This window comes from Selenomonas sp. FOBRC9 (assembly GCF_000287655.1).
Lineage (GTDB): Bacteria > Bacillota > Negativicutes > Selenomonadales > Selenomonadaceae > Centipeda > Centipeda artemidis.
On the sequence record NZ_ALJR01000010.1, the window covers coordinates 14,644 to 33,594 of the forward strand.

The 18,951-nt window shown below is 58.0% G+C and carries 19 protein-coding genes and 1 tRNA gene; 8 read left to right on the plus strand and 12 right to left on the minus strand.

All coding sequences use genetic code 11. The annotated features are described in order from the left end of the window. Positions 1-6 precede the first annotated feature (6 nt). The 10 genes from HMPREF1147_RS02485 to rsmG form a co-directional block, all read right to left on the minus strand. Positions 7-585, minus strand: a complete 579-nt coding sequence (locus HMPREF1147_RS02485; RefSeq protein WP_009350695.1) for a hypothetical protein — start codon at positions 583-585, stop codon at positions 7-9. Positions 586-596: 11 nt separating this feature from the next. Next, positions 597-1,028 (minus strand): DUF350 domain-containing protein, encoded by a 432-nt coding sequence (locus HMPREF1147_RS02490; RefSeq protein ID WP_009657570.1) that lies wholly within the window; start codon positions 1,026-1,028, stop codon positions 597-599. A gap of 29 nt (positions 1,029-1,057) precedes the next feature. Then, on the minus strand, positions 1,058-2,029 hold the full coding sequence (locus tag HMPREF1147_RS02495; protein ID WP_009657585.1) for a DUF4178 domain-containing protein: 972 nt from the start codon (positions 2,027-2,029) through the stop codon (positions 1,058-1,060). A 79-nt stretch (positions 2,030-2,108) separates the two neighbouring features. Next, positions 2,109-2,417 carry an AzlD domain-containing protein gene (locus HMPREF1147_RS02500; RefSeq protein ID WP_009657560.1) on the minus strand — a complete coding sequence of 103 codons (309 nt, stop codon included), beginning with the start codon at positions 2,415-2,417 and terminating at the stop codon, positions 2,109-2,111. Beyond that, on the minus strand, positions 2,410-3,135 hold the full coding sequence (locus HMPREF1147_RS02505; protein WP_009657563.1) for an AzlC family ABC transporter permease: 726 nt from the start codon (positions 3,133-3,135) through the stop codon (positions 2,410-2,412). The genes HMPREF1147_RS02500 and HMPREF1147_RS02505 overlap by 8 nt, the downstream gene beginning before the upstream one ends. A gap of 75 nt (positions 3,136-3,210) precedes the next feature. Continuing rightward, positions 3,211-3,882 carry a Fic family protein gene (locus HMPREF1147_RS02510; protein WP_009657568.1) on the minus strand — a complete coding sequence of 224 codons (672 nt, stop codon included), beginning with the start codon at positions 3,880-3,882 and terminating at the stop codon, positions 3,211-3,213. A 190-nt stretch (positions 3,883-4,072) separates the two neighbouring features. Continuing rightward, a complete protein-coding gene (locus HMPREF1147_RS02515) occupies positions 4,073-5,257 on the minus strand; it encodes an iron-containing alcohol dehydrogenase (RefSeq protein WP_009657565.1) in 1,185 nt (394 codons plus the stop codon). Between the two features lie 189 nt (positions 5,258-5,446). Continuing rightward, the gene (locus tag HMPREF1147_RS02520; protein ID WP_037351052.1) at positions 5,447-7,573 is read right to left on the minus strand and encodes a bifunctional diguanylate cyclase/phosphodiesterase; all 2,127 of its coding nucleotides are present in this window, start codon (positions 7,571-7,573) and stop codon (positions 5,447-5,449) included. A gap of 37 nt (positions 7,574-7,610) precedes the next feature. Further along, positions 7,611-8,477: a hypothetical protein gene (locus HMPREF1147_RS02525; protein WP_009350173.1), complete on the minus strand. Its 867-nt coding sequence runs from the start codon at positions 8,475-8,477 to the stop codon at positions 7,611-7,613. A 30-nt stretch (positions 8,478-8,507) separates the two neighbouring features. Continuing rightward, on the minus strand, positions 8,508-9,242 hold the full coding sequence (gene rsmG, locus HMPREF1147_RS02530) for a 16S rRNA (guanine(527)-N(7))-methyltransferase RsmG (protein WP_009657573.1): 735 nt from the start codon (positions 9,240-9,242) through the stop codon (positions 8,508-8,510). A gap of 219 nt (positions 9,243-9,461) precedes the next feature. Between rsmG and HMPREF1147_RS02535 the strand changes: the two genes are divergently transcribed. Both HMPREF1147_RS02535 and HMPREF1147_RS02540 read left to right on the plus strand, forming a co-directional pair. Then, positions 9,462-11,078, plus strand: coding sequence for a DUF805 domain-containing protein (locus HMPREF1147_RS02535; RefSeq protein WP_232208036.1), 1,617 nt, complete (start codon positions 9,462-9,464; stop codon positions 11,076-11,078). Between the two features lie 15 nt (positions 11,079-11,093). Beyond that, positions 11,094-11,378 (plus strand): zinc ribbon domain-containing protein, encoded by a 285-nt coding sequence (locus HMPREF1147_RS02540; RefSeq protein ID WP_009350177.1) that lies wholly within the window; start codon positions 11,094-11,096, stop codon positions 11,376-11,378. A 52-nt stretch (positions 11,379-11,430) separates the two neighbouring features. Here the strand turns inward: HMPREF1147_RS02540 and HMPREF1147_RS02545 are convergent. Next, positions 11,431-11,507, minus strand: a tRNA-Arg gene (locus tag HMPREF1147_RS02545). Between the two features lie 158 nt (positions 11,508-11,665). On the opposite strand from HMPREF1147_RS02545, the gene HMPREF1147_RS02550 reads away from it, so the two are divergent. From HMPREF1147_RS02550 to HMPREF1147_RS02560, 3 genes are read left to right on the plus strand one after another with little or no spacing between them, the layout of a single operon-like run. Then, a complete protein-coding gene (locus tag HMPREF1147_RS02550) occupies positions 11,666-11,968 on the plus strand; it encodes a YciI family protein (RefSeq protein ID WP_009657559.1) in 303 nt (100 codons plus the stop codon). Positions 11,969-11,996: 28 nt separating this feature from the next. Next, on the plus strand, positions 11,997-12,935 hold the full coding sequence (locus tag HMPREF1147_RS02555; protein WP_009657566.1) for an aldo/keto reductase: 939 nt from the start codon (positions 11,997-11,999) through the stop codon (positions 12,933-12,935). Positions 12,936-12,994: 59 nt separating this feature from the next. Then, a complete protein-coding gene (locus HMPREF1147_RS02560) occupies positions 12,995-13,618 on the plus strand; it encodes a flavodoxin (RefSeq protein WP_009657575.1) in 624 nt (207 codons plus the stop codon). Between the two features lie 77 nt (positions 13,619-13,695). Here the strand turns inward: HMPREF1147_RS02560 and HMPREF1147_RS12230 are convergent, their stop codons facing one another. Continuing rightward, entirely contained in the window at positions 13,696-14,289 is a 594-nt protein-coding gene (locus HMPREF1147_RS12230) for a sodium:proton antiporter (RefSeq protein WP_009657580.1), read from the minus strand. Between the two features lie 365 nt (positions 14,290-14,654). Here HMPREF1147_RS12230 and HMPREF1147_RS02570 point away from each other — a divergent pair, with 365 nt between their 5' ends. The 3 genes from HMPREF1147_RS02570 to HMPREF1147_RS02585 all read left to right on the plus strand — a co-directional run. After that, positions 14,655-17,282: a heavy metal translocating P-type ATPase gene (locus HMPREF1147_RS02570; protein ID WP_009657571.1), complete on the plus strand. Its 2,628-nt coding sequence runs from the start codon at positions 14,655-14,657 to the stop codon at positions 17,280-17,282. A 582-nt stretch (positions 17,283-17,864) separates the two neighbouring features. Continuing rightward, positions 17,865-18,185 (plus strand): hypothetical protein, encoded by a 321-nt coding sequence (locus tag HMPREF1147_RS12235; RefSeq protein WP_232208037.1) that lies wholly within the window; start codon positions 17,865-17,867, stop codon positions 18,183-18,185. A 64-nt stretch (positions 18,186-18,249) separates the two neighbouring features. Then, the coding region (locus HMPREF1147_RS02585) for an IS256 family transposase (protein WP_037351037.1) at positions 18,250-18,951 on the plus strand (702 nt) is incomplete at its 3' end.

An 18,951-nucleotide genomic window follows, 5' to 3' on the forward strand; every position in this document is an offset into this window, starting at 1 on the left:
GATTCCTCACGAACCGTGCCCGGACGAGCGCACGCCCGCGCGTCCAAAGCCGGATTTTCGCGTTAGCTGCTTGACATTATCGCTCTTTTTTCCGTCGTAGTTCGTTCCGCTGCGTCCCCAGTAGCCGCGTCCCGCGCCGCCGTGGTAGTTGGACACCCCCTTGGACACGGGCGGCGGCGCGGGCAGAGCCTCTAGCGCTCCGTTCGGGCGATAGGTCATCGCGCTCACATCCATCGCGCCGCCCGGGTACGCGATCCCGTGGAACGCAAAATAGTTCGCGGCAATCGGCGCGAGCAGGCTTGCCGTGCCGTACTCCCAGATCAGATTGCCCGCCTCGTCCCGGCGGAACGTCACCACCGTATCGTCGTCATAGAGCGCGGTCTCCGTGCCGTCGCCGCCGTTCATCAGCGTGAAGCGCCGCCCATAGGCATCCGAGAGCCGCTGCTCGCCCGCGTTCCACGCAGGGTGTACGACCTCGCACAGCTCATATACAATGTCGTTGCGATAGTAATACCCCGCACCGAGCGCCGCGACCGATGCGAATACGGCAGCGAGAATTTTTGCCTTTCGTCCTGCATTCTCCATGGCATGCCCCGTTAGTGTACCGCGCCGCTGATGACGAGCGAGAGCCCGACAAAAATACCGAAGACGAAGATCCCCGCCGCCGTGTTGCCGCGCATGATCTCGGCGGACAGCTCATACTTCCGATGCCACACATTGATGATGAAGAACCCGAGGATGAAAAAGACGATGCCGACGCACGCATAGACGACGCTCGCCGTGACGCCGCTCACGAAATCGAGCGGCACAGCGTCATAGACGGGCGTGACGATGACCGCGCGCAGGATCTCGCCGATGCCGATGAACGAGCCTGCCGAGAGCCACGCGACCGCGCGGTTGCCGCGCCGAATCTCCTCCGAAAAGTCCCCGGGGATAAAAAAATCAATGACGATGTTCGAGACAATCATCAAGAGAATGCCGAACATGGCATAAAACACAGACAGCATAAGAACGGACAAATCGATCATAACGAACGCTCCTATCTTCTCCCGGGCTACTACTGCCGCACGACAACGGAACGACCACGTACATCTCCTGTACGGACAACCTCCGCATAGCGCGCAAGCGTATAGTTCCGTTTGAGCCGGTTCTGTGCGGACGCATCGTCGACGTAGTGCGGCAGTATGGCGATGTGAGCCGTCCCCGCAGATGCGGCGGTGATACGCACCTCCTCCGCCTTCGTACGCAGAACGAACGGTGGATCCTCTAGCTCCGGCTCCGTATACCCATCCATGACGTTCCCGTCCAGTCCCTCGATGAGGTCGAGCGTCGCCGTGCCCGCATCCGTCTGCACCTCGTAGGCACGCGCGCCGCCCTCGGCGGAGATTTCCTTGGATGCGTACGGCGCATCCCCGACGCGCTCCTCCGCCGCATAGGGCATCCCCACGAGACGGCGCAGATCGTGCCATGTGCTCATATCGGGCATCTCGTCGATCATGAAGAAGAAGAACAGCCCCACACCGAGAACGGTAACGCCCTGTGACAGCCCGTTCATGAACCGCTTCTTTCGCGCCGACCACTTCATCGCGCCGACGCGCGTCTCAGAGACCGCGGGATCGAGTGCGATGTCACTCGGCTGTACGCTGTGTCCCTCGGCAGAATCCTGCTCGCCGCCCTTCCAGCACTCGATGAAAAAGAGACGCTTCCCGTCCTCATGCCGATATTGGCGGTAGGACGCCCTATCCCCGACGGAGGCATCCGTGTCGCCCCACACGCCCGTGACGATCTGCTCCCCCTTGTCCCGGAGACCGTAGCCCTGCGGCGCCGTCGACCGATGCACCGTCCGGCTGAGCGTACATGAAAGATTATCCCCCTCGACGGTGAGCCATAAACGTTTTTCTTCGCCCTCCGCGGCGAGACCGTATTCCGTCCAGCGGTCATCAGTCTCTTTTTCCTTATATCGGATTTTCTCCACGATTGTGTACGGTTTTCCCTCGACGAGGATGCCCGTCCAACAGTCAAACTCCATGAGAACTCCCCTTTCTCATGTAAATATTCACACAATTATATAACACTGCCCAAAAAATGGCAAATACGAATCCCAAACATTATGTAAAGAAAAGCAGCTCCACGAGAAACACCGTCGCCGACGCCCCCGCCGCCACGCGAAAGAGACTTGCCCCGTTCCACGCGAGATAGAGTGAGAACGCGAACGCCGCCGCCCCCGCCGCGGGGATGCGCGTCGTCTCCATGATCGCGGGGAACGTCATCACAGCGAGCGTCACATACGGAACGTAGTAGAGGAACGATCGCACGAACACATTTTTTATCTCCCGCCGCAGGAGAAGTGCAGGCGTCAGGCGGATGGCAATCGTCACGGCGGACATCACCGCGATATAGCTCCAAATGTCATGCATCGCCGTCCTCCTCCCCGCGCACCGGGAAGAGCGCCGCCGCCGCCCCCGCAATGAGGAGCGTCAGGATGATCGTCCGCGTGCCGCCCGAGAGCGCGGAGACGAGCGGCGCATGTGCCGCCGCAAAGGACAGGAGGAAACTCGTAAGCACGAGCCCCCCGATGATCCGGCTCGTTCGTGCCGGCGGAATGACGACCCAAATGAACATCCCGTACAGCGCGACCGAGAGCGCAGAGAGCGCCGCCGCCGGGAGCACGTCTCCTGCCGCGACGCCGAGCGCGGTGCCGACCGACCACGCGGGCAGAGAGATCGCGAGCGCACCGTAGTTGTAGAACGGCTCCACACAGCCGCCGCGCGCAACGGTAATGCCAAAGATCTCATCCGACACGCCAAGCGTCACCGCCAGACGGTGGAGGAACGGCGTATCGGGCGCGAACCGCTGTGAGAGCGCCGCCGACATCAGCATGTAGCGGATGTTCGCGACGAGCGTCAGCGCCGCGATCTCCGCATACGGCACATGCGCCGCGATGGAGGTAAACCCCGCGTACTCGCCCGCCGAGGCGAAGTTCAGCCAGCTCGCCACGAACCCCTGCACGGGACTCAGCCCCGCCGTCCCCGCGAGAATCCCGAGCGTGAACGAGACCACGAAATACCCGAGCGCAATCGGCACCCCGTCGTGTATCCCCTGCATGAACGCCGCGCGGCGTCCTCCTTCGACCATACGGACATCGACCTTTCTTTCTTCGGTGCCGCAAGGCGGCAGGTTTACACATATCGATGCGCCGGCAGGGCGCATTTATGAGAACAGACGCATCCGCGCACGTTCTTCCTCTATCAGCCGGTTCGCAAATGCGGCAAAAGCGGGCAGATCTTCCGTATTGAGGCAGCTGATATAGGCGGGCTTTTTCTCCACGGGAACAACGACGGGCGGGAGTTCGGCGCGCAGACAGGAATATACCATTAACGCGCGCCCCGTGCGGCCGTTGCCGTCCGAGAAGGGATGAATCCGCTCAAAAGCGATATGCTGCCGGCAGATCGCCTCGATGCGCTCTGCATCGGTCACGGCGCATATCATCTGCGTCTCGAGATTGGACGCCCAATCTTGCAGCTGCATTGGCACGAGATAGGGCGGCGTCGGTGTAAAGTCTGCGCCGACAATCATGTTCTGCACCGTTTTGAATGCGCCGGGCACGCCCTCGATCGCATTCTCGCATAGGATCCCATGAATGCGGCGAATGAGCATCACATCAACAGGGGAATGCTCTTCGAGCATCTCAAGCAAAACGGGCATGAACCGCTTATAGTTCAACACCTCGTTGAGTTCGCGCACATTCATCGCGCGCGGAATATAGGCGTCGATCAGGACGCTTTTGGTTTCCCCCTGCGTCAGAGAGTTCCCTTCGATGGCAGTGGAGTGGTGTGCCATGCGTACCATGAGGTCGTCTAGATAATCGTCCGGCAGAACCATAGCAAGAGGCTCCTTTCTTTGTGCTATTATACCAACATGCACGGGCTTTTGTAAATTATACAATCAAAAACCACCGCAAAGTATACGCTCTTGCGGTGGTTTTGGTCTTCGAACGGGCTGCGCCTCAACTTTTTCTTTAGAACCACAGGGATAAGCGCGCCGGCTGCCGCACACCCAGCGGCGCCCCGTCTCAGTGATTCGCCGCCGTATAGATTGCCGCCGCGTCCGCCGCGTTCAGCGGGTGGAAGCATCCAAGGCGGATCGTATCGTTTGCCGTCGCTGCGCGCGCCAGTTCCTCAATCGTCCCTTTGCCCGGCGTGCCGATACCAAGCCCCGCAAGGCTTGTCGGCATCTCGATCGATGTGAAAAACTCCTCCATGTGCCGGATGCCCGCACGCGCACGCTCTTCGTCCGTCCCCGCATTGACGCCAAAGATCGCAGCGGCAAACTGCGCAAAGCGCGGCGCGTCATATTTATAAACATGCCGTGCCCACGACGGCCAAAGCGCCGTCAGCGTCGCCCCGTGCGTCGAATCAAACCGCGCCGAGAGCTCATGCCCCAGTTTATGCACGGAGAAATCCTTGCACCGCCCGAGCTCCGTAAATCCGCTGTGCGACACGCTCCCGCACCACATGAGCTCGCTCATCGCGTCGTAGTCCTTGCGCGAGATGAGCAGGCGCTCCGCACACTCCATCACCGTCCGGATCAGCGCCTCTGCCACGCGGTCAGTGAAGACGTTCGGCTCCTTCACATTGGTAAAATACCGCTCCATCGTGTGCATCATGATGTCCGCCGCCCCCGCGGAGATCTGCGCGCGCGGCAGCGTAAATGCCAGTTCCGGGTTCAGAAAGGAAATGAGCGGGCGGTTCAGCGGCGTATTGAGCCCGAGCTTGCGCCCCGTATCCTCGTTCGTCAGCACCGCCGAGTCGCTGACCTCGCTGCCCGCCGCCGGGATGGTCAGCACCGTGCCGATGGGTATGGTCTGCTCGATCTCGACCTTGTGCGTCCAAATATCCCAAATATCCACGGTTGGGTTCGCAATCCCGTGTGCAACCGCCTTCGCCGAGTCAATGACAGAGCCGCCGCCTACACCGAGGACGAAATTTGCCTGTGCCGCGATGCCTTCGCGAATCGCCTCACGTACGAGGGAGACGCGCGGATTGGGACGCACCCCGCCGATGACGAGAAACGCCAGACCCGCGGACGTCAGATTTTTCTCAATGCGCGAGAGCAGCCCCGACTCCACCACGCTCCCGCCGCCGTAGAGAATCAGAATGCGGCTCGCCCCGCGTGCGCGCAGCCGCTCCGCCACACGATCCTCCGCCCCGCGCCCGAAGATGATCTCCGTCGGACTCTGAAACGTAAAACTCTGCATGATGTATCCTCCTCCGGCGTAATGAAGCCATTTTCACAATCATATCGGCGTTATTATACCATAAATATCATAGGTTCGATAGGGGCGCCGCGCTGCCGCAGACTGTGCATGCCCGCCCCATGTGCGAGAAGCACACAAAAACCGCCGCAGATGTTCTCTGTGACGGTTTTTTATTTGAAGCAATCATATCTATGCGAGAGAGGCAAGGGCGGCGCCGATGCCCTTCTCGTCGATGGTCTGTATGCACGAGATGACATAGTCGTGTCCCTCAACGTGGAACGGGATCAGATAGTGCAGCCGCAGACAGCGCTCGCCGTCCGGCATGCGTTTGTGGAAGAGTACGGCGGTATGGTCGCTTGGCTCTTTGTGCTCGAGAATGCCGCGCAGATGCGTCTCGCTGTAGAATTTTTTGAATGCGGCTTTGTCTTCCGGAATAATCATCTCGTCGGCATAGCGTGCGACGAGATCTTCAAAATGCCCATAGGTCTCCTCATAGCGCGGCTCATAGACGTCGCGGTAGAGCGTCGATACACGATGCGTTCCGAGTTCGTAGAGATCGATGCGGTCATAGAGCGCGACGATCTGATTGAGCGCTTCCTGCATAGAACCCGCCTCGGGACTGAATCGCGAGATGTTGACGGTCGCCATGAGAAAGACTGCGCGGGAGTTGTCGGGGCACTGTGTGACGAGCCGCAGCCGTACGCTGTTGAACGAGTTGCGTGTGATAAAGTCCGTGTACGCCTCTCGTCCCGTACGCTCCGCTTCCTCCATCATATGCCCGATCATGCGGTGGTTCTGCTTGAGCCGCCGCTCGTAGTTCGGGGTATGCGCACAGCATTCATCCAGCTCGATATTATGAAGGAACAGCCGAAACATGCGGCTTTGGTAGAGATAGCGGATCTCGCCGTCCCGCCGCTCCAGCAGCGCAAGCGAAGGCGCATCGCCGATCTCGGGCGATCCGCGCCGCTCCAGAGGTTCGCTCGAGAGGACGTTAATCGCCCCGATTTCCGTATAATAGTCCGCGAGGTCAAACGGCTCGACCGCTCTTTTTTGACAATAAGCAACCATCTTTCCAATCGGGATGGGGGGACTAAAGAGAAAGCCCTGCACCTTTTCGCAGCCGATTTCGCGCAGGAACTCGAACTGCTCCTCCGTCTCGACGCCCTCGGCAAGGGTGTGCATCCCGATCTCCTTCGCCATGTTGACGATAGAGCGCACGACAACGCGTGTCTTCGGATTGGTCTCAAAGGAGCGCAGGAACGCCATATCGATTTTGAGCACGTCGAACACATAGTCTTTGATGTTGTTGAGCGAGGAGTAGCCGCTGCCGAAATCGTCCATCCAGACCTCATAGCCCGTGGCACGGAAGCGCGCGATCTCGGACTGGAGGAATTCCTCATCGTCGTTGAGTACGCCCTCCGTGACCTCAATGTTGAGCATCGTCCGCTCAATCCCGTAGCGCATACGGATATCCTCGACTGCCTGCACGACGTCGAGCAGGCGGAAATCTGCACGCGAGATGTTGACCGAGACGCGCAGCTGCTCCCAGTCGGGGATGTTGCTGCGCGTGAGGAGAATGTCCTTGCACACCTGCTCGACGATATAAAGGTCGAGCTGCGGCGAGAGGTGCGCGTCCTCGAGAACGGGGACGAACGTGCCCGGCGCGATCATGCCGTGGATGGGGTCGCGCCAGCGTGCGAGTGCTTCGAACCCGCAGATTTCGCGCGTCATCGTGCGAATCTCAGGCTGATAGAAAACCTCGATATGCCCCTGCGCCATCGCTTCCTGGAACGAGCTGATGATGTAGCTGCGGAAATTGATGTTCTCCTCCATCGTGGGGTCAAACTCCGCCCACGTGAGGTCGTAGGTTTTTTTGATGCTGTTGCACGCAATCTTCGCACGGTCCATGATGAGCGCAATGTCGCGCACATCCTCGGAGGGGCGGTAGATGCCCGCCTTGATCTCCATCGCAAGCCCCAGCTCATACGCGTGGACGCGCTCGTGGATGTACTGAATGCACGCCGCGATGTCCTCGCGCCCCGTGGCGACGGCGAAATGGTCGTCGTTGAAGCGCGCGAGCAGATCCTCCTCGAACGTCTCGCGCAGGAGATCCGCCATGTAGCGCAGGAATTGGTTGCCCTGCGAGAAGCCGTAGCGCTGGTTGAAACTCTTAAAATTTTCTATGTCAAAATACAGGAAGGTGAGTTTCCCCGCCCCGCCTTCCTGCATACGAACGGAAACATGCCGCATGAACTGCATCATATTCAGCAGTCCCGTGACCTGGCACCGGTCGTAATTACACGGTTTTTCCTTCAAAATATAATCCTCCGGGTTCTTTCCCCCCACAGGCGCGTCAGAGAGAGATGCGCGCGTATTCCTCCACCATGTCGCGCAGGCTCATTCCGCTCGTTCCGCTGAGCACGCCGCGGCGCTCGCCCGGTGCCTGCTTCATCCGCGCTACAATGGCGTCGAAGAGGTCGTCCTCAATCGATCCGGGGACGAGGCGTTCCCAATGCGCCGCGTCGTACGGACGCTCATGAATCGCGTTCTCCGGGCGTCCCGTGACCTCGAGCTCCGAGATGAACATGATCTCGCGCCGGGTCGGACTGATATAGTAATGTTCGAGAAAGTATTTCTGCGGGCGCGCATCGTTATCCGCCGCATCGCTCTGTGCATCCTCCACCAGACGTACCCACGCCTCGATGATGCGCTCCGAGCCGCTGTTCGGGCGCGGAATCCACCGCGAGTTTTTCGAATCGAGATAATACGTAAAGCCGTTGTCGACAAAAAGGCGCTTGAACCGCGCGTTTTTCTCGCGCTTTTTCTCCGCCTTTGCCGCCTTCTTTTCCGCTTTCTTCTGTTCCTTGACCGCCTGCTTTGCAGCCTTTTGTGCGGCGCGCTCGGCATCGCGCTGTGCCGCCGCGTCTGCGGGCGCCTTGAGTGCGCCCGTCTGTACCTCGTCTGCCGTCCGGTGCGGCGGGGCGGCCGGATCGGCGCTTTCCCCCGCTGCCGATGCCGCCGTGCCCCCCACAGGCAGGGCAAAGACGAGTGCGGCGAAAAGTCCCGCCGCAAATCCTTTGACTCGGTTCATTACCTCATCCCCTTGCTGATTATTCCCCGGTTCTATTGCCAAAAACACGACGTATTCAGATATAAGTCGATTTAATCCGACCTTGAAAATGCGCACAGCAAATACAACCTGTATTTCATATTTCGACAAAAAGGAAATAAATCCTTCATTAGAATTATTTCAAGGACACGAACGAAGGGGGCTCTTCTCCGGCGTTCCCTCACGGCGCGGATAGGCGCGCGGCGTGCTGCGGTATTTCTCGATGACGAGCACGGCGCGCACATCGTCAAGTCCCGGCAGAGTCACGGGGCGCACCGCGATCCCGCCGCCGCCGAGCATCTCCACCGCCGCGCGCCCCTCCTCCATCTCCTCGGCGTACGCGCGCCCCTTCAGCGCGAGGAACGTCCCCCCGACGCGGACAAAGGGGAGCGCATATTCGGCGAGCACAGGCAGCCGCGCCACCGCGCGGCTGACGGCGATGTCATACTGCGCGCGGTAGGTGTGCATCCGCGCCGCCGCTTCCGCGCGTGCGTGGACGCAGACGACATTTTTAAGACCAAGCTGTTCTATGACCTCCGTAAGGAAGCGGACGCGCTTTTGCAGCGCATCCATCAATGTCACCTCGATCTCCGGCGCATAGATCGCAAGAGGAATGCCCGGCAGTCCCGCGCCCGTGCCGACGTCGATGAGCGACTTTGCACGCGCAAAGAGCGGCGCGTCGTACGCCGATAGACTGTCCACGATGTGCTTCACCGCCACATCCTCGGGCGCAGTCAGTGCCGTGAGGTTCATGCGTTCGTTCCACGTGAGCAGCAGCTCGTTGTAGCGCACACACTGCTCGAGCTGCGCATTCGTCAGCGGCATGCCGAACGCCGCCGCACGCGCCGCCAGTATCTCCCGAAATCTCTCCGCCATAAAACGCGCCCCTCTCCTTTTTCATCATGCCGCCCGCGCCGTACGCAGCGAGCGGTACTTCTATCATATCACATCGTGCAAGAGGGATCGCCGGTGCATACGGCTTTGATGAAAACATCCTGAAAAGCTTCATCTCCTTCTATTTGATTGCCCCTGTGATTCGTGCTACAATGAAACAGAATTTCAACTGATCGCAGGAACGGGGGAATCACTATGCATATGCCGGACAGAGGACTCAAGGAGAACTTTTTCCGCACGGGCGGCCGTCTGAACCGAAAGCGGTACTTTTTGCGCAATGTTGTGCTCGCCGCCCTCGGCGTGCTCCTTTTGATCTTCTTCAGCATTTATATCGGTATGACACTGATCGATACCGGGGAGGGTGCATTCGCGGCATTTCTGCATTCCTTCATGACCGGAATCGGCGTTTTCATGTTGCTCTGCACACCGCTCATTATCTCCCATTTGACCCTCACCGTCCGCCGCCTGCACGATGTCGGCATGTCGGGGTGGTACCTCCTCTTCCTCTATGTGCCGCTCGTCAATGTGGCGCTCGGTTTTTATCTCCTCTTCAAGGAGGGACAGTCGGGCGCAAACGCCTACGGCGACGATCCGCGCGCGCTGCCCGCTGCGGCAAATGCCGGAGATGCGCAGCCGTCGCCGCCCGCCGATGCGGAGCCATCCCTGCCCGCTGCCGCTGCCGAGCTCCCGGATGCCCCTTTGCACACGTTTTCCGATCTGCGCTTTTTCTCAATGAAGGGTCGGCTCTCCCGCCGCGACTTTGCACTCACGCTTGGCGCGATCTGCGGCGGTCAGGGGCTTTTGTTCGCCCTCTATGACAGCCTTGTCCTGCCGCTGAACTACCTCGTCGCCGCATCTCTCTTCCGCGATGCAACGCCGGCATTCTGGGGGCTGACCGTTACAACGCTCGGTGCCGCGATCTTCCTGATGCTCCTCGCGACGCCGTTCCTCGGCGTCTCTGCCGTTGTGCGCCGTCTGCACGATATGGGACGCAGCGGTCTCTACGCCCTGCCCGCCTTCCTTGCCATCCTGACGATCATCTTTATCCCCGTGTTCTACATACTGATCTGGGGCGTCAGTCAGGCCTACGCGATGGGCATTCCGCTCACAAGTTTCCTGACGGACTTCATGCACTGGTCCACCGGCGGAAATACCCTTCCCTACATTTTGCTTGGCTCGACGCTGATCGGCGCCGTCCTCCTGCTGATCCTCATTCCGCTGAACGGATGGCTTTTCTTCGGCGGCGGAGATGCCGGGGAAAATGCCTACGGCGCGCCCCCGTCGACGCAGCCCCTGCCGGGTGTACGAACGGCATTCCTGAGCCGGATCCGAACGATCAATTACCGCAATTTTCGTTTTTCCGCTCTCCTTGTCTGCGCTGCAGCGAACTTCATCCTCATGTTCGCATCCAACCTCATCATCAATCCGCTGTGCATCATATTGATGCCTGCAGGTATACTGCCATACGGGAGCGATTACTATTTCATCCTCCTTCTGAGTTCCATCTATCCGCTCGCGGCGCTGCCGCTCGTCCTGCGCCGTCTGAAGACCCTTGGACGCAGCGCCTATGAAGCGCTGTTCATCTATGCGGCGCTTTTGCCTACGCCTGTGATCGTGCTGCCGGTCGCGCATTTCTACGGTGAACTGGATCGTCTGAACGTAGAGGCCGCCCTTTCCGGCACAGATGAGATCGATCCGACGCAGCTCCTCTCGCTCCTCAGTATCGAGCCGAGCAGCGGGACGATCGCCTGCGCCGCGCTCACACTCGTCTGCGGCATCGTCAGTATCGTGTCTGTCGTTCGTCTGATGAGAGACTGAGAAAGAGGGATTCCTATGTTCTGTCCCAAATGTGACAAATTCGTCCCCTCCTCCGCGCGCAGGTGTCCGAACTGCGGCATCGAGATCATCTCCGGATTCTCCCCGAACTACGGCGCGGGCTTTGACCTCGGCGCCGACAATACGGAGAGCTATAATGACGCTCCGCCCCGTGCGGCGGATGACTCCGACCTTTATGACGACATCCCCGAGGAGGATGGTGCGGATACGCCGCAGAAAGAGGAACTATCCTCCGGCATCGGCACAAAACTCAAATCGCTGTTTGGATTTGGAAAGAAATAGAAAAGGGCTGTGTACGAATCTGCGCGTACACAGCCCTTTGTTTTGGCGTATATGGTGCGATTGGCGCGAGTCGAACGCGCGACCCTCTGCTTAGGAGGCAGATGCTCTATCCATCTGAGCTACAACCGCAAGCAAGATAGATTGTATCAAACCGGGGCGCGATATGCAAGCCCTCGACACCGCAAAAAAGACGCCGAAAATCCCCTGTTCCGAATATTTTCTTGACCTGAACTATGCTCTAGGTATTATACTGAATATAAATGTATCAATGGAAAGGGGAACGATCTATGTATATTGTCAGCGAGTATATCGATAGGGACAAACTGCCGGCGGAGCGCGCCGACGAACTGATGACGGCGCACCGCGCATGGTTCAATGCGCATTTTGACCGCGGGGACTTCCTCATCGTAGGTCCGTACCTCGACATGGAGGGCGCGGGCATCATGATCGCGCAAGCGGAGAGCAGGGAAGCGCTCAAGGAGATCCTGCGCGGGGACGTGTTCTACGCGGACAACATGGCGCGCTATGAGGTGCACGAGTTCCGCGCCGCGATGGTTGCGGACGGCATCACCGCATACACAGGGAAATAATATCTATTGTATGGAAGGGGCATTTACAATGGCCACACAACTGCCAAAGATCGCGCTCGGTGCATGGGCATGGGGGAACGACGGCACATTCGGCACGAACTACACGGAGGAATCGCTGCGCCCGGTCTTCGACGCCGCGATGGCCGCGGGACTGAACCTCTGGGACACGGCGTACGCCTACGGCATGGGCACATCGGAGCGGATGCTCGCCGCGTTCCTCAAGGGGCTGCCGCGCGAGAAATACATCGTCTCGGATAAGCTCACGCCGCAGTGCATGAACTACGAATCAAATACGCCCGTGAAGGACATGTGGGAGCAGCAGTGCAAACTGCTCGGCATCGATACCATGGACATCTACTGGGTACACAACCCTGTCGACGCGCCGCGCTGGATCCGCGATCTTGCGATTTTCCTCAAGGATAAGAAAAATCCTCCCATGATCGGCGTATCGAATCACAACATCGACGAGATCAAGGAGGCGGACAGGATTCTGCGTGAGCACGGGCTGAAGCTCGGCGCCGTGCAGAACCACTACAGCCTGCTGAACCGCTCCTCGGAGGACTCTGGCATCCTCGCATACTGCCGCGAGAACGATGTGCATTTCTTCTCCTACATGGTGCTCGAGCAGGGCTCACTCTCGGGGCAGTATGACACGCATCACCCCATGCCCGAGGGCTCGGCGCGCGCAGCGACCTACAATCCCATCCTCGACAAAATCGAGGTATTAAACGCGTCGCTCAAGCTGCTCGCCGATAAGTACAACGTAGGCATCGCGCAGATCCCCGTCGCTTGGGCGATCGGCAAGGGGACGCTCCCCATCATCGGCATCACGAAGCCGCATCACGTCGCGGATGCAGTCAAAGCCGCCGCGATTTCGCTCACGCCCGAGGAGATCCGGCTCCTCGAGGACACCGCGGACAAGCTGGATTTCAGCATCATCCGCGCATGGGAAAAGGAAATGAATTGACACCGCATCCGTAACGCGGTATTCTGAACCTAGGAGAACCTTAAAAGGAGGGATAAACGATGAAACAACTGCTGTCTATCATCACGGCGCTCTTCCTGATGCTGGCGGTGATCGGCTGCGGCTCTTCCGCCGGAACGAACGCCGACACGGACACTGCACCAAAGCAGGAGACCGCCGCCGCACCGAAAACAGCCTCGGGCAAAACGCTCGTTGTCTATTTTAGCGGTACGGGACGAACCGAGACGCTCGCAAAGAACGCGGCAAATATCCTCGGTGCCGACATCTTTGAGATACAGCCCGCAGAGCCGTATACGAGCGAGGATCTGAACTACAACGACAAGACCTCACGCGCAACGCGCGAGCAGAACGATCCCTCCGCCCGCCCGAAGATCGCAAATAAGATCGAGAATTTCGATCAATATGATACCGTCGTGCTCGCCTATCCGATCTGGTGGGGACAGGAGCCGCGCATCATCGACAGTTTCGTCGAGAGCTACGACTTTTCCGGCAAGACCATCGTTCCGATCTGTACCTCCGGCAGCAGCGACATCGACCGCAGTGCCGCGGCGCTCGCCATCAATATGACCGGCGCGGCGAACTGGAAAGAGGGCAAACGGTTCGAGCCCGACACCTCTAACGATACACTCGGCCAATGTTTTCAGGAAATCGGGCTGATCGAGTAGAATTTTTGTAAACTAAAAAGACGACAGATGAAACGTCTGCCGTCTTTTTATTTTGTCGTTTTCATGACCGCGCGGTTTCAATATTCCCTGAACCCAAAGTTCAGTTCGAGCCGCACGCCCGTCGTCGTATACTCCTTGAGCTTATAGATGAGCGGCTGCCAGCGTGCCGTATCAATGCGCCCATCTGCCGTTAAAAGTTTTTCATCCGCAAAGATCGCCGTAATGTGACAAACGACGATCGCGAACCAGTCCTTGCGCGTGATGGATTCGACGGTCGCCTCAATGTGAAAGGGGCATTCCGGAATGCGCACAGCCGCGACGGTCTCCCCAGGCAGCTTCGTAAATCCGCCGACGCCGAACTTATCCGCGCAGTAGGTATAGCCGAGATTTTTCTTCACCTCAGAAAGTTTGCGCAGCCCCGTCAGGCGTTCGATCCGCTTAACGTTCTCATAGAGATTCGCACCCGGCAGGTTAAAAACCATATCCGCCCCCGCTTCTATGTTGCAAAATCCCTTGTTGCCCGCGCCGATTCCGATGACAATTGTTTGATCGAGCACCCACGAGGAGGAAAGCGGCGTTAAGGCGTCCTCCCCTGTCTCTTGATCCTTCGTCGTCATGAGCAGTACCGGGAAGCCATAGTAAAAGCCGGGGCGGTCGATTCGTTGAAACATCTTTTCCTCCTGTTCGTACACATATATGTTCTTTTTTATAGTAACACTCACGTCAATGGGACTTCTTACCCGCCATGCGTAAAAACACATTCCCCTCTTGCCAAGTGTGTTATAATAGGAAAACATCAAGTTACAATATATGTGCGCTGCATAATGGGGAGCGGCGCACCTCCGCAACATAAGTGACGTGGAAGTTTCGATGCAGAGCAAGGAACACGGCGTTGTGCCGCATCGTTTCGTGCAGCGTCGGCATCCGCCGCAGCCATTTTTAAGCCCCGCTTTTTTGGCAAGGCGGATGCCAAAGCGGTGCAGATTCAGTAAGTCAAAATCCTGCGTCACACTTTGGAAGGGAAATATATGAAATTATGCGAAAAGAAACATTCACCATCACAGGCATGACCTGTTCCGCCTGCTCGGCACGCGTCGAGCGGGCGACGAAGAAAGTCGAGGGGACGGCAGATGTCAGTGTGAACCTGCTGACGAATACGATGACGCTTTCCTACGACGAAGGACGCACAAGTCCCGCCGCGATCATCGCCGCCGTCGAGCACGCGGGCTATGGGGCGAGCGTGAAGTCCGCGCCCGGCGCGCAGAGCGCATCGCCCGCCGCGACATCCGCGGAGGATACCGCCGAAAAGGAGATCCGCGCGATGCGCGCGCGTCTCCTCATCTCGATCATCTTCCTCCTGCCGACGATGTATATCGCGATGCACCACATGTTCATGCCGCTCGGCATCCCGTACCCGTCATGGTTCGGCACGGTATTCCACGGAGCGGAGAACGCGCTGACATTCGCGCTCGCGCAGTTCGTGCTGATCCTGCCGATCATGTACGTCAACCGCGCCTACTACGTCCACGGTTTCCGCAACCTCCTCATGGGCGCGCCGAACATGGACTCGCTCGTCGCCATCGGCTCGATCGCGTCCGCCCTCTTCGGTGTGTTTGCGATGTTCCGCATGAGCTGGGGACTCGGACACGGCGATCTCGCGCTCGTGGAAGCGTACAGCGCGAACCTCTACTTTGAATCCGCGGGCATGATCGTCACGCTCATCACCGTTGGAAAATATCTCGAAGCACGTGCCAAGGGGCAGACGACGGGTGCACTCCGCGCGCTCATGCAGCTCGCCCCCGCCGAGGCGCAGGTCGTACGAAACGGCGTCGAAGAAACCGTCCCCGTCACGTCGCTCACGGTCGGCGACATCATCGTCGTCCGTCCGGGCGCGCGCATCCCCGTCGACGGCACGGTCACGGAGGGCGCAACGAGCATCGACGAATCCGCCGTCACGGGCGAATCCATGCCCGTCCCGAAATCCGAAGGGGACACCGTGACCTCGGGCACGCTGAACGTCGAGGGCACAATCCGGTTCGCCGCAACGCGCGTCGGTGAGGACACGACGATCCGCCGGCTCATCCGGCTCGTGGACGAAGCGAGCGGGTCAAAGGCGCCGATCGCACGCCTTGCCGACCGTGTATCGGCGGTGTTCGTCCCCGCGGTCATCGCGATCGCCCTCATCGCGGGCGGCGTGTGGCTCATGATGGGCGCGGACACGGAGTTTGCATTCTCCATCGTCATCTCCATCCTCGTCATCTCCTGTCCGTGCGCGCTCGGGCTCGCGACGCCCGTCGCCATCATGGTCGGCACGGGGCGCGGCGCGGCGCACGGCATCCTCATCAAGTCGGGCGAAGCGCTCGAAACAGCGGGGCATATCGACACGGTTCTCATGGACAAGACGGGCACGCTCACTGCGGGACGCCCGCAGCTCGTATCGATCGCGCCTGCGGGCATGACGTCAGACGACCTCATCGCGCTCACCGCCGCGCTCGAAGCGGGGAGCGAGCATCCGATTGCCGCCGCCATCACGGGCTATGCGGCGGAGCACGGTCTCACCGTCCCGCCCGTCACCGATTTTCAGGCGGTCTTCGGCAAAGGCGTGCGCGGCACGGTCGGCGGCGCGTCCTGTGCGGCGGGCAACGCCGCCCTGCTCGATGAAATGGGGATCACACTCCCCGATGCAGTCCGTGCACGGATGGAGGAGATGGCAGACCGAGGCGAGACCGCGCTCATCGTCGTTCGAAATCGGCGTATCGCGGGGCTCCTCGGCGTGCGTGACACGGAAAAACCGTCGAGCGCGGCAGCCGTCGCGCAGATGAAGCGCATGGGGCTGACCCCCGTCATGCTGACGGGCGACGATGAGCGCACGGCACGCACGATCGCCGCGCGGCTCGGCATCGAGGCCGTCATCGCGGGTGTCCTGCCGAGCGATAAGCGCGCCCACGTCGAGCGGCTGCAAGCGGACGGTCACCGCGTCGCCATGATCGGCGACGGCGTGAACGACGCGCCCGCCCTCGTGCAGGCGGATCTCGGCATTGCCATCGGCGCGGGCACGGACGTCGCCATCGAGAGCGCGGATGCCGTGCTCGTGCGCAGCGACCTGCTGGATGCCGTATCTGCAATGCGTCTCTCCCGTGCGGTCATGCGCAATATCAAGGAAAATCTCTTCTGGGCGTTTTTCTACAACATCATCGGCATCCCGCTCGCGGCGGGCGTGCTCTATCCCGCGTTTGGCATCAAGCTCTCGCCCATGATCGGCGCGGCGGCGATGAGCCTGTCGAGTGTCTGCGTCGTGCTGAACGCCCTGCGCCTGCGCTTTTTTGCCATCGCGCACGAGGAGAAGGCTGCGACGGATGCGCCCACGGCGGAGGTCAATATTTTGGAGCTTTCACTCCCCGATGATCGGGGTGAAGATATGGAGGAGACTGCCGCCGGCAGCTCCGGAAAGGAAGGAAATACCATGGAAAAAACAATCAACGTCAAGGGCATGACCTGCCCGAACTGCGTCAAGCACGTCACGAAAGCGCTCTCCGGCATGGAGGGCATCTCGGACGTCAGCGTGAACCTCGAAGCGGGCACGGCGACCTTTAAGACCGCGCGCGACATCCCCGATACCGAGTACGCCGCCGTCCTCGACGACGCAGGGTATGAGCTGGGCTGACCTCGACACCTCCCAACCGACGAAAATCTCTTTGTAAATTACAACAATGCCCCGACAACGATACTGAAATAGTACCGTCGTCGGGGCATCTCCATGTCGCCGGATTTTTATTTCTAAATTGCTCCATGCTTTGGATCATTGTATAATATAATAAACTATTACGGCACCTTTTTTCAACACGAAATACAAGAAAGGGAACAAGCGATGCTCCGGGTATTACATAGAATAGAGATTTTGGATAAATATACAGTCAGAGAAATACAGCCTAGAAGCACTAGCAGGGCGTTGATTTCACAAACCCTCACGACATGCCTCGAAACGAATCAATCGGGTGAGGATTCTATCCGTGAGATAGAAGCATATCTATTAAGCACCGGATGGGAAGTGAAAAAAATAAAGGCGATCACCGGAACACATTCCCTAAGCGCAAAGAAAGACAGATACATAGCTGTTGTCGAAACGGCAAAAAATGATTCGTATAATCCGGTCGTTGTAATCAAATATGACGATACTCTTACTCGCTTGAATTTATAAAGCAAGGTTTATCTGAACAAAACCGTGATCAATGAAAGGAAGATTGATATGAGAGGCGCTGTACATATATATGTAAATAAAAAGGATAGAGAAATTTCCTTACTCAAAGAGTATAAAACAAAAATTGGATATTGGACAGGTATGGGCTGCCTGATTCAAACGGATCGAGAATCATTAAAAAAGGAGGTTCTTATATGTATACGAGACAGTATCTCCGCCTATCAACAAGAAATCGAACCAACAGAACCGGGTATGTCAAGTAAAGTGTGTAAGTTTCTTATAGAGCAGAATATTTTCGGATCATCTGTCCGACCCGCTCATCAATACAGAGTTGATTCATCACAAGAGTGTGTGAAAGAAATTCTGTAAAAACTTCTGACTCGAAGGAATAAGGACTTCTATGGTAAAATCAAATCATGGGAGGTCTTTGTTTATGGCAAAACAACAAAAAGAAGTTCACAAAGTCAAAATGACCGATGGGAAAAGAGCGATCATTCAGCAGCTCTTTCAAGAGTATGACATTGAGAGCACATCCGACATCCAAGACGCACTAAAAGACCTGCTGGGTGGAACCATCAAGGAAATGATGGAGGTGGAAATGGACAGCCATTTAGGCTACGAAAAATCCCAACGCTCCGCCAATGAGAACGCTCGCAATGGGTACAAATCCAAGACATTAAACAGCAGCTATGGGAGCGTTCGGATTGAAGTCCCCCAAGACCGGCAGTCTTCTTTTGAACCACAGGTGGTAAAAAAGCGGCAGAAGGATATCTCTGCGATTGATCAGAAAATCATATCCATGTATGCCAAGGGAATGACTACGAGACAGATTTCCGAAACGATCAATGACATCTACGGTTTTGAGGCATCGGAAGGATTTGTATCCGACGTAACCGATAAGATTCTGCCCCACATTGAGGAATGGCAGAACCGCTGCCTTGTCAGCGTTTACCCGATCGTTTTCATTGATGCCATCCATTTTTCCGTGCGTCAGGACAGCATCGTAAGCAAACTTGCGGCCTACGTCGTTGTAGGGATTAACGATGCCGGGCGAAAAGAAGTCTTAACCATTGAAATTGGAGAAAATGAGAGCAGCAAATATTGGCTTGGCGTTCTTAACAGCCTAAAAAATCGA

Bases quoted from the DNA above. Each gene is read 5' to 3' on its own strand.
- HMPREF1147_RS02485 (WP_009350695.1), bottom strand. From the start codon at position 585: ATGGAGAATGCAGGACGAAAGGCAAAAATTCTCGCTGCCGTATTCGCA.
- HMPREF1147_RS02490 (WP_009657570.1), bottom strand. From the start codon at position 1,028: ATGATCGATTTGTCCGTTCTTATGCTGTCTGTGTTTTATGCCATGTTC.
- HMPREF1147_RS02495 (WP_009657585.1), bottom strand. From the start codon at position 2,029: ATGGAGTTTGACTGTTGGACGGGCATCCTCGTCGAGGGAAAACCGTAC.
- HMPREF1147_RS02500 (WP_009657560.1), bottom strand. From the start codon at position 2,417: ATGCATGACATTTGGAGCTATATCGCGGTGATGTCCGCCGTGACGATT.
- HMPREF1147_RS02505 (WP_009657563.1), bottom strand. From the start codon at position 3,135: ATGGTCGAAGGAGGACGCCGCGCGGCGTTCATGCAGGGGATACACGAC.
- HMPREF1147_RS02510 (WP_009657568.1), bottom strand. From the start codon at position 3,882: ATGGTTCTGCCGGACGATTATCTAGACGACCTCATGGTACGCATGGCA.
- HMPREF1147_RS02515 (WP_009657565.1), bottom strand. From the start codon at position 5,257: ATGCAGAGTTTTACGTTTCAGAGTCCGACGGAGATCATCTTCGGGCGC.
- rsmG (WP_009657573.1), bottom strand. From the start codon at position 9,242: ATGGCGGAGAGATTTCGGGAGATACTGGCGGCGCGTGCGGCGGCGTTC.
- HMPREF1147_RS02535 (WP_232208036.1), top strand. From the start codon at position 9,462: ATGCCGGACAGAGGACTCAAGGAGAACTTTTTCCGCACGGGCGGCCGT.
- HMPREF1147_RS02540 (WP_009350177.1), top strand. From the start codon at position 11,094: ATGTTCTGTCCCAAATGTGACAAATTCGTCCCCTCCTCCGCGCGCAGG.
- HMPREF1147_RS02550 (WP_009657559.1), top strand. From the start codon at position 11,666: ATGTATATTGTCAGCGAGTATATCGATAGGGACAAACTGCCGGCGGAG.
- HMPREF1147_RS02555 (WP_009657566.1), top strand. From the start codon at position 11,997: ATGGCCACACAACTGCCAAAGATCGCGCTCGGTGCATGGGCATGGGGG.
- HMPREF1147_RS02560 (WP_009657575.1), top strand. From the start codon at position 12,995: ATGAAACAACTGCTGTCTATCATCACGGCGCTCTTCCTGATGCTGGCG.
- HMPREF1147_RS12230 (WP_009657580.1), bottom strand. From the start codon at position 14,289: ATGTTTCAACGAATCGACCGCCCCGGCTTTTACTATGGCTTCCCGGTA.
- HMPREF1147_RS02570 (WP_009657571.1), top strand. From the start codon at position 14,655: ATGCGAAAAGAAACATTCACCATCACAGGCATGACCTGTTCCGCCTGC.
- HMPREF1147_RS12235 (WP_232208037.1), top strand. From the start codon at position 17,865: ATGAGAGGCGCTGTACATATATATGTAAATAAAAAGGATAGAGAAATT.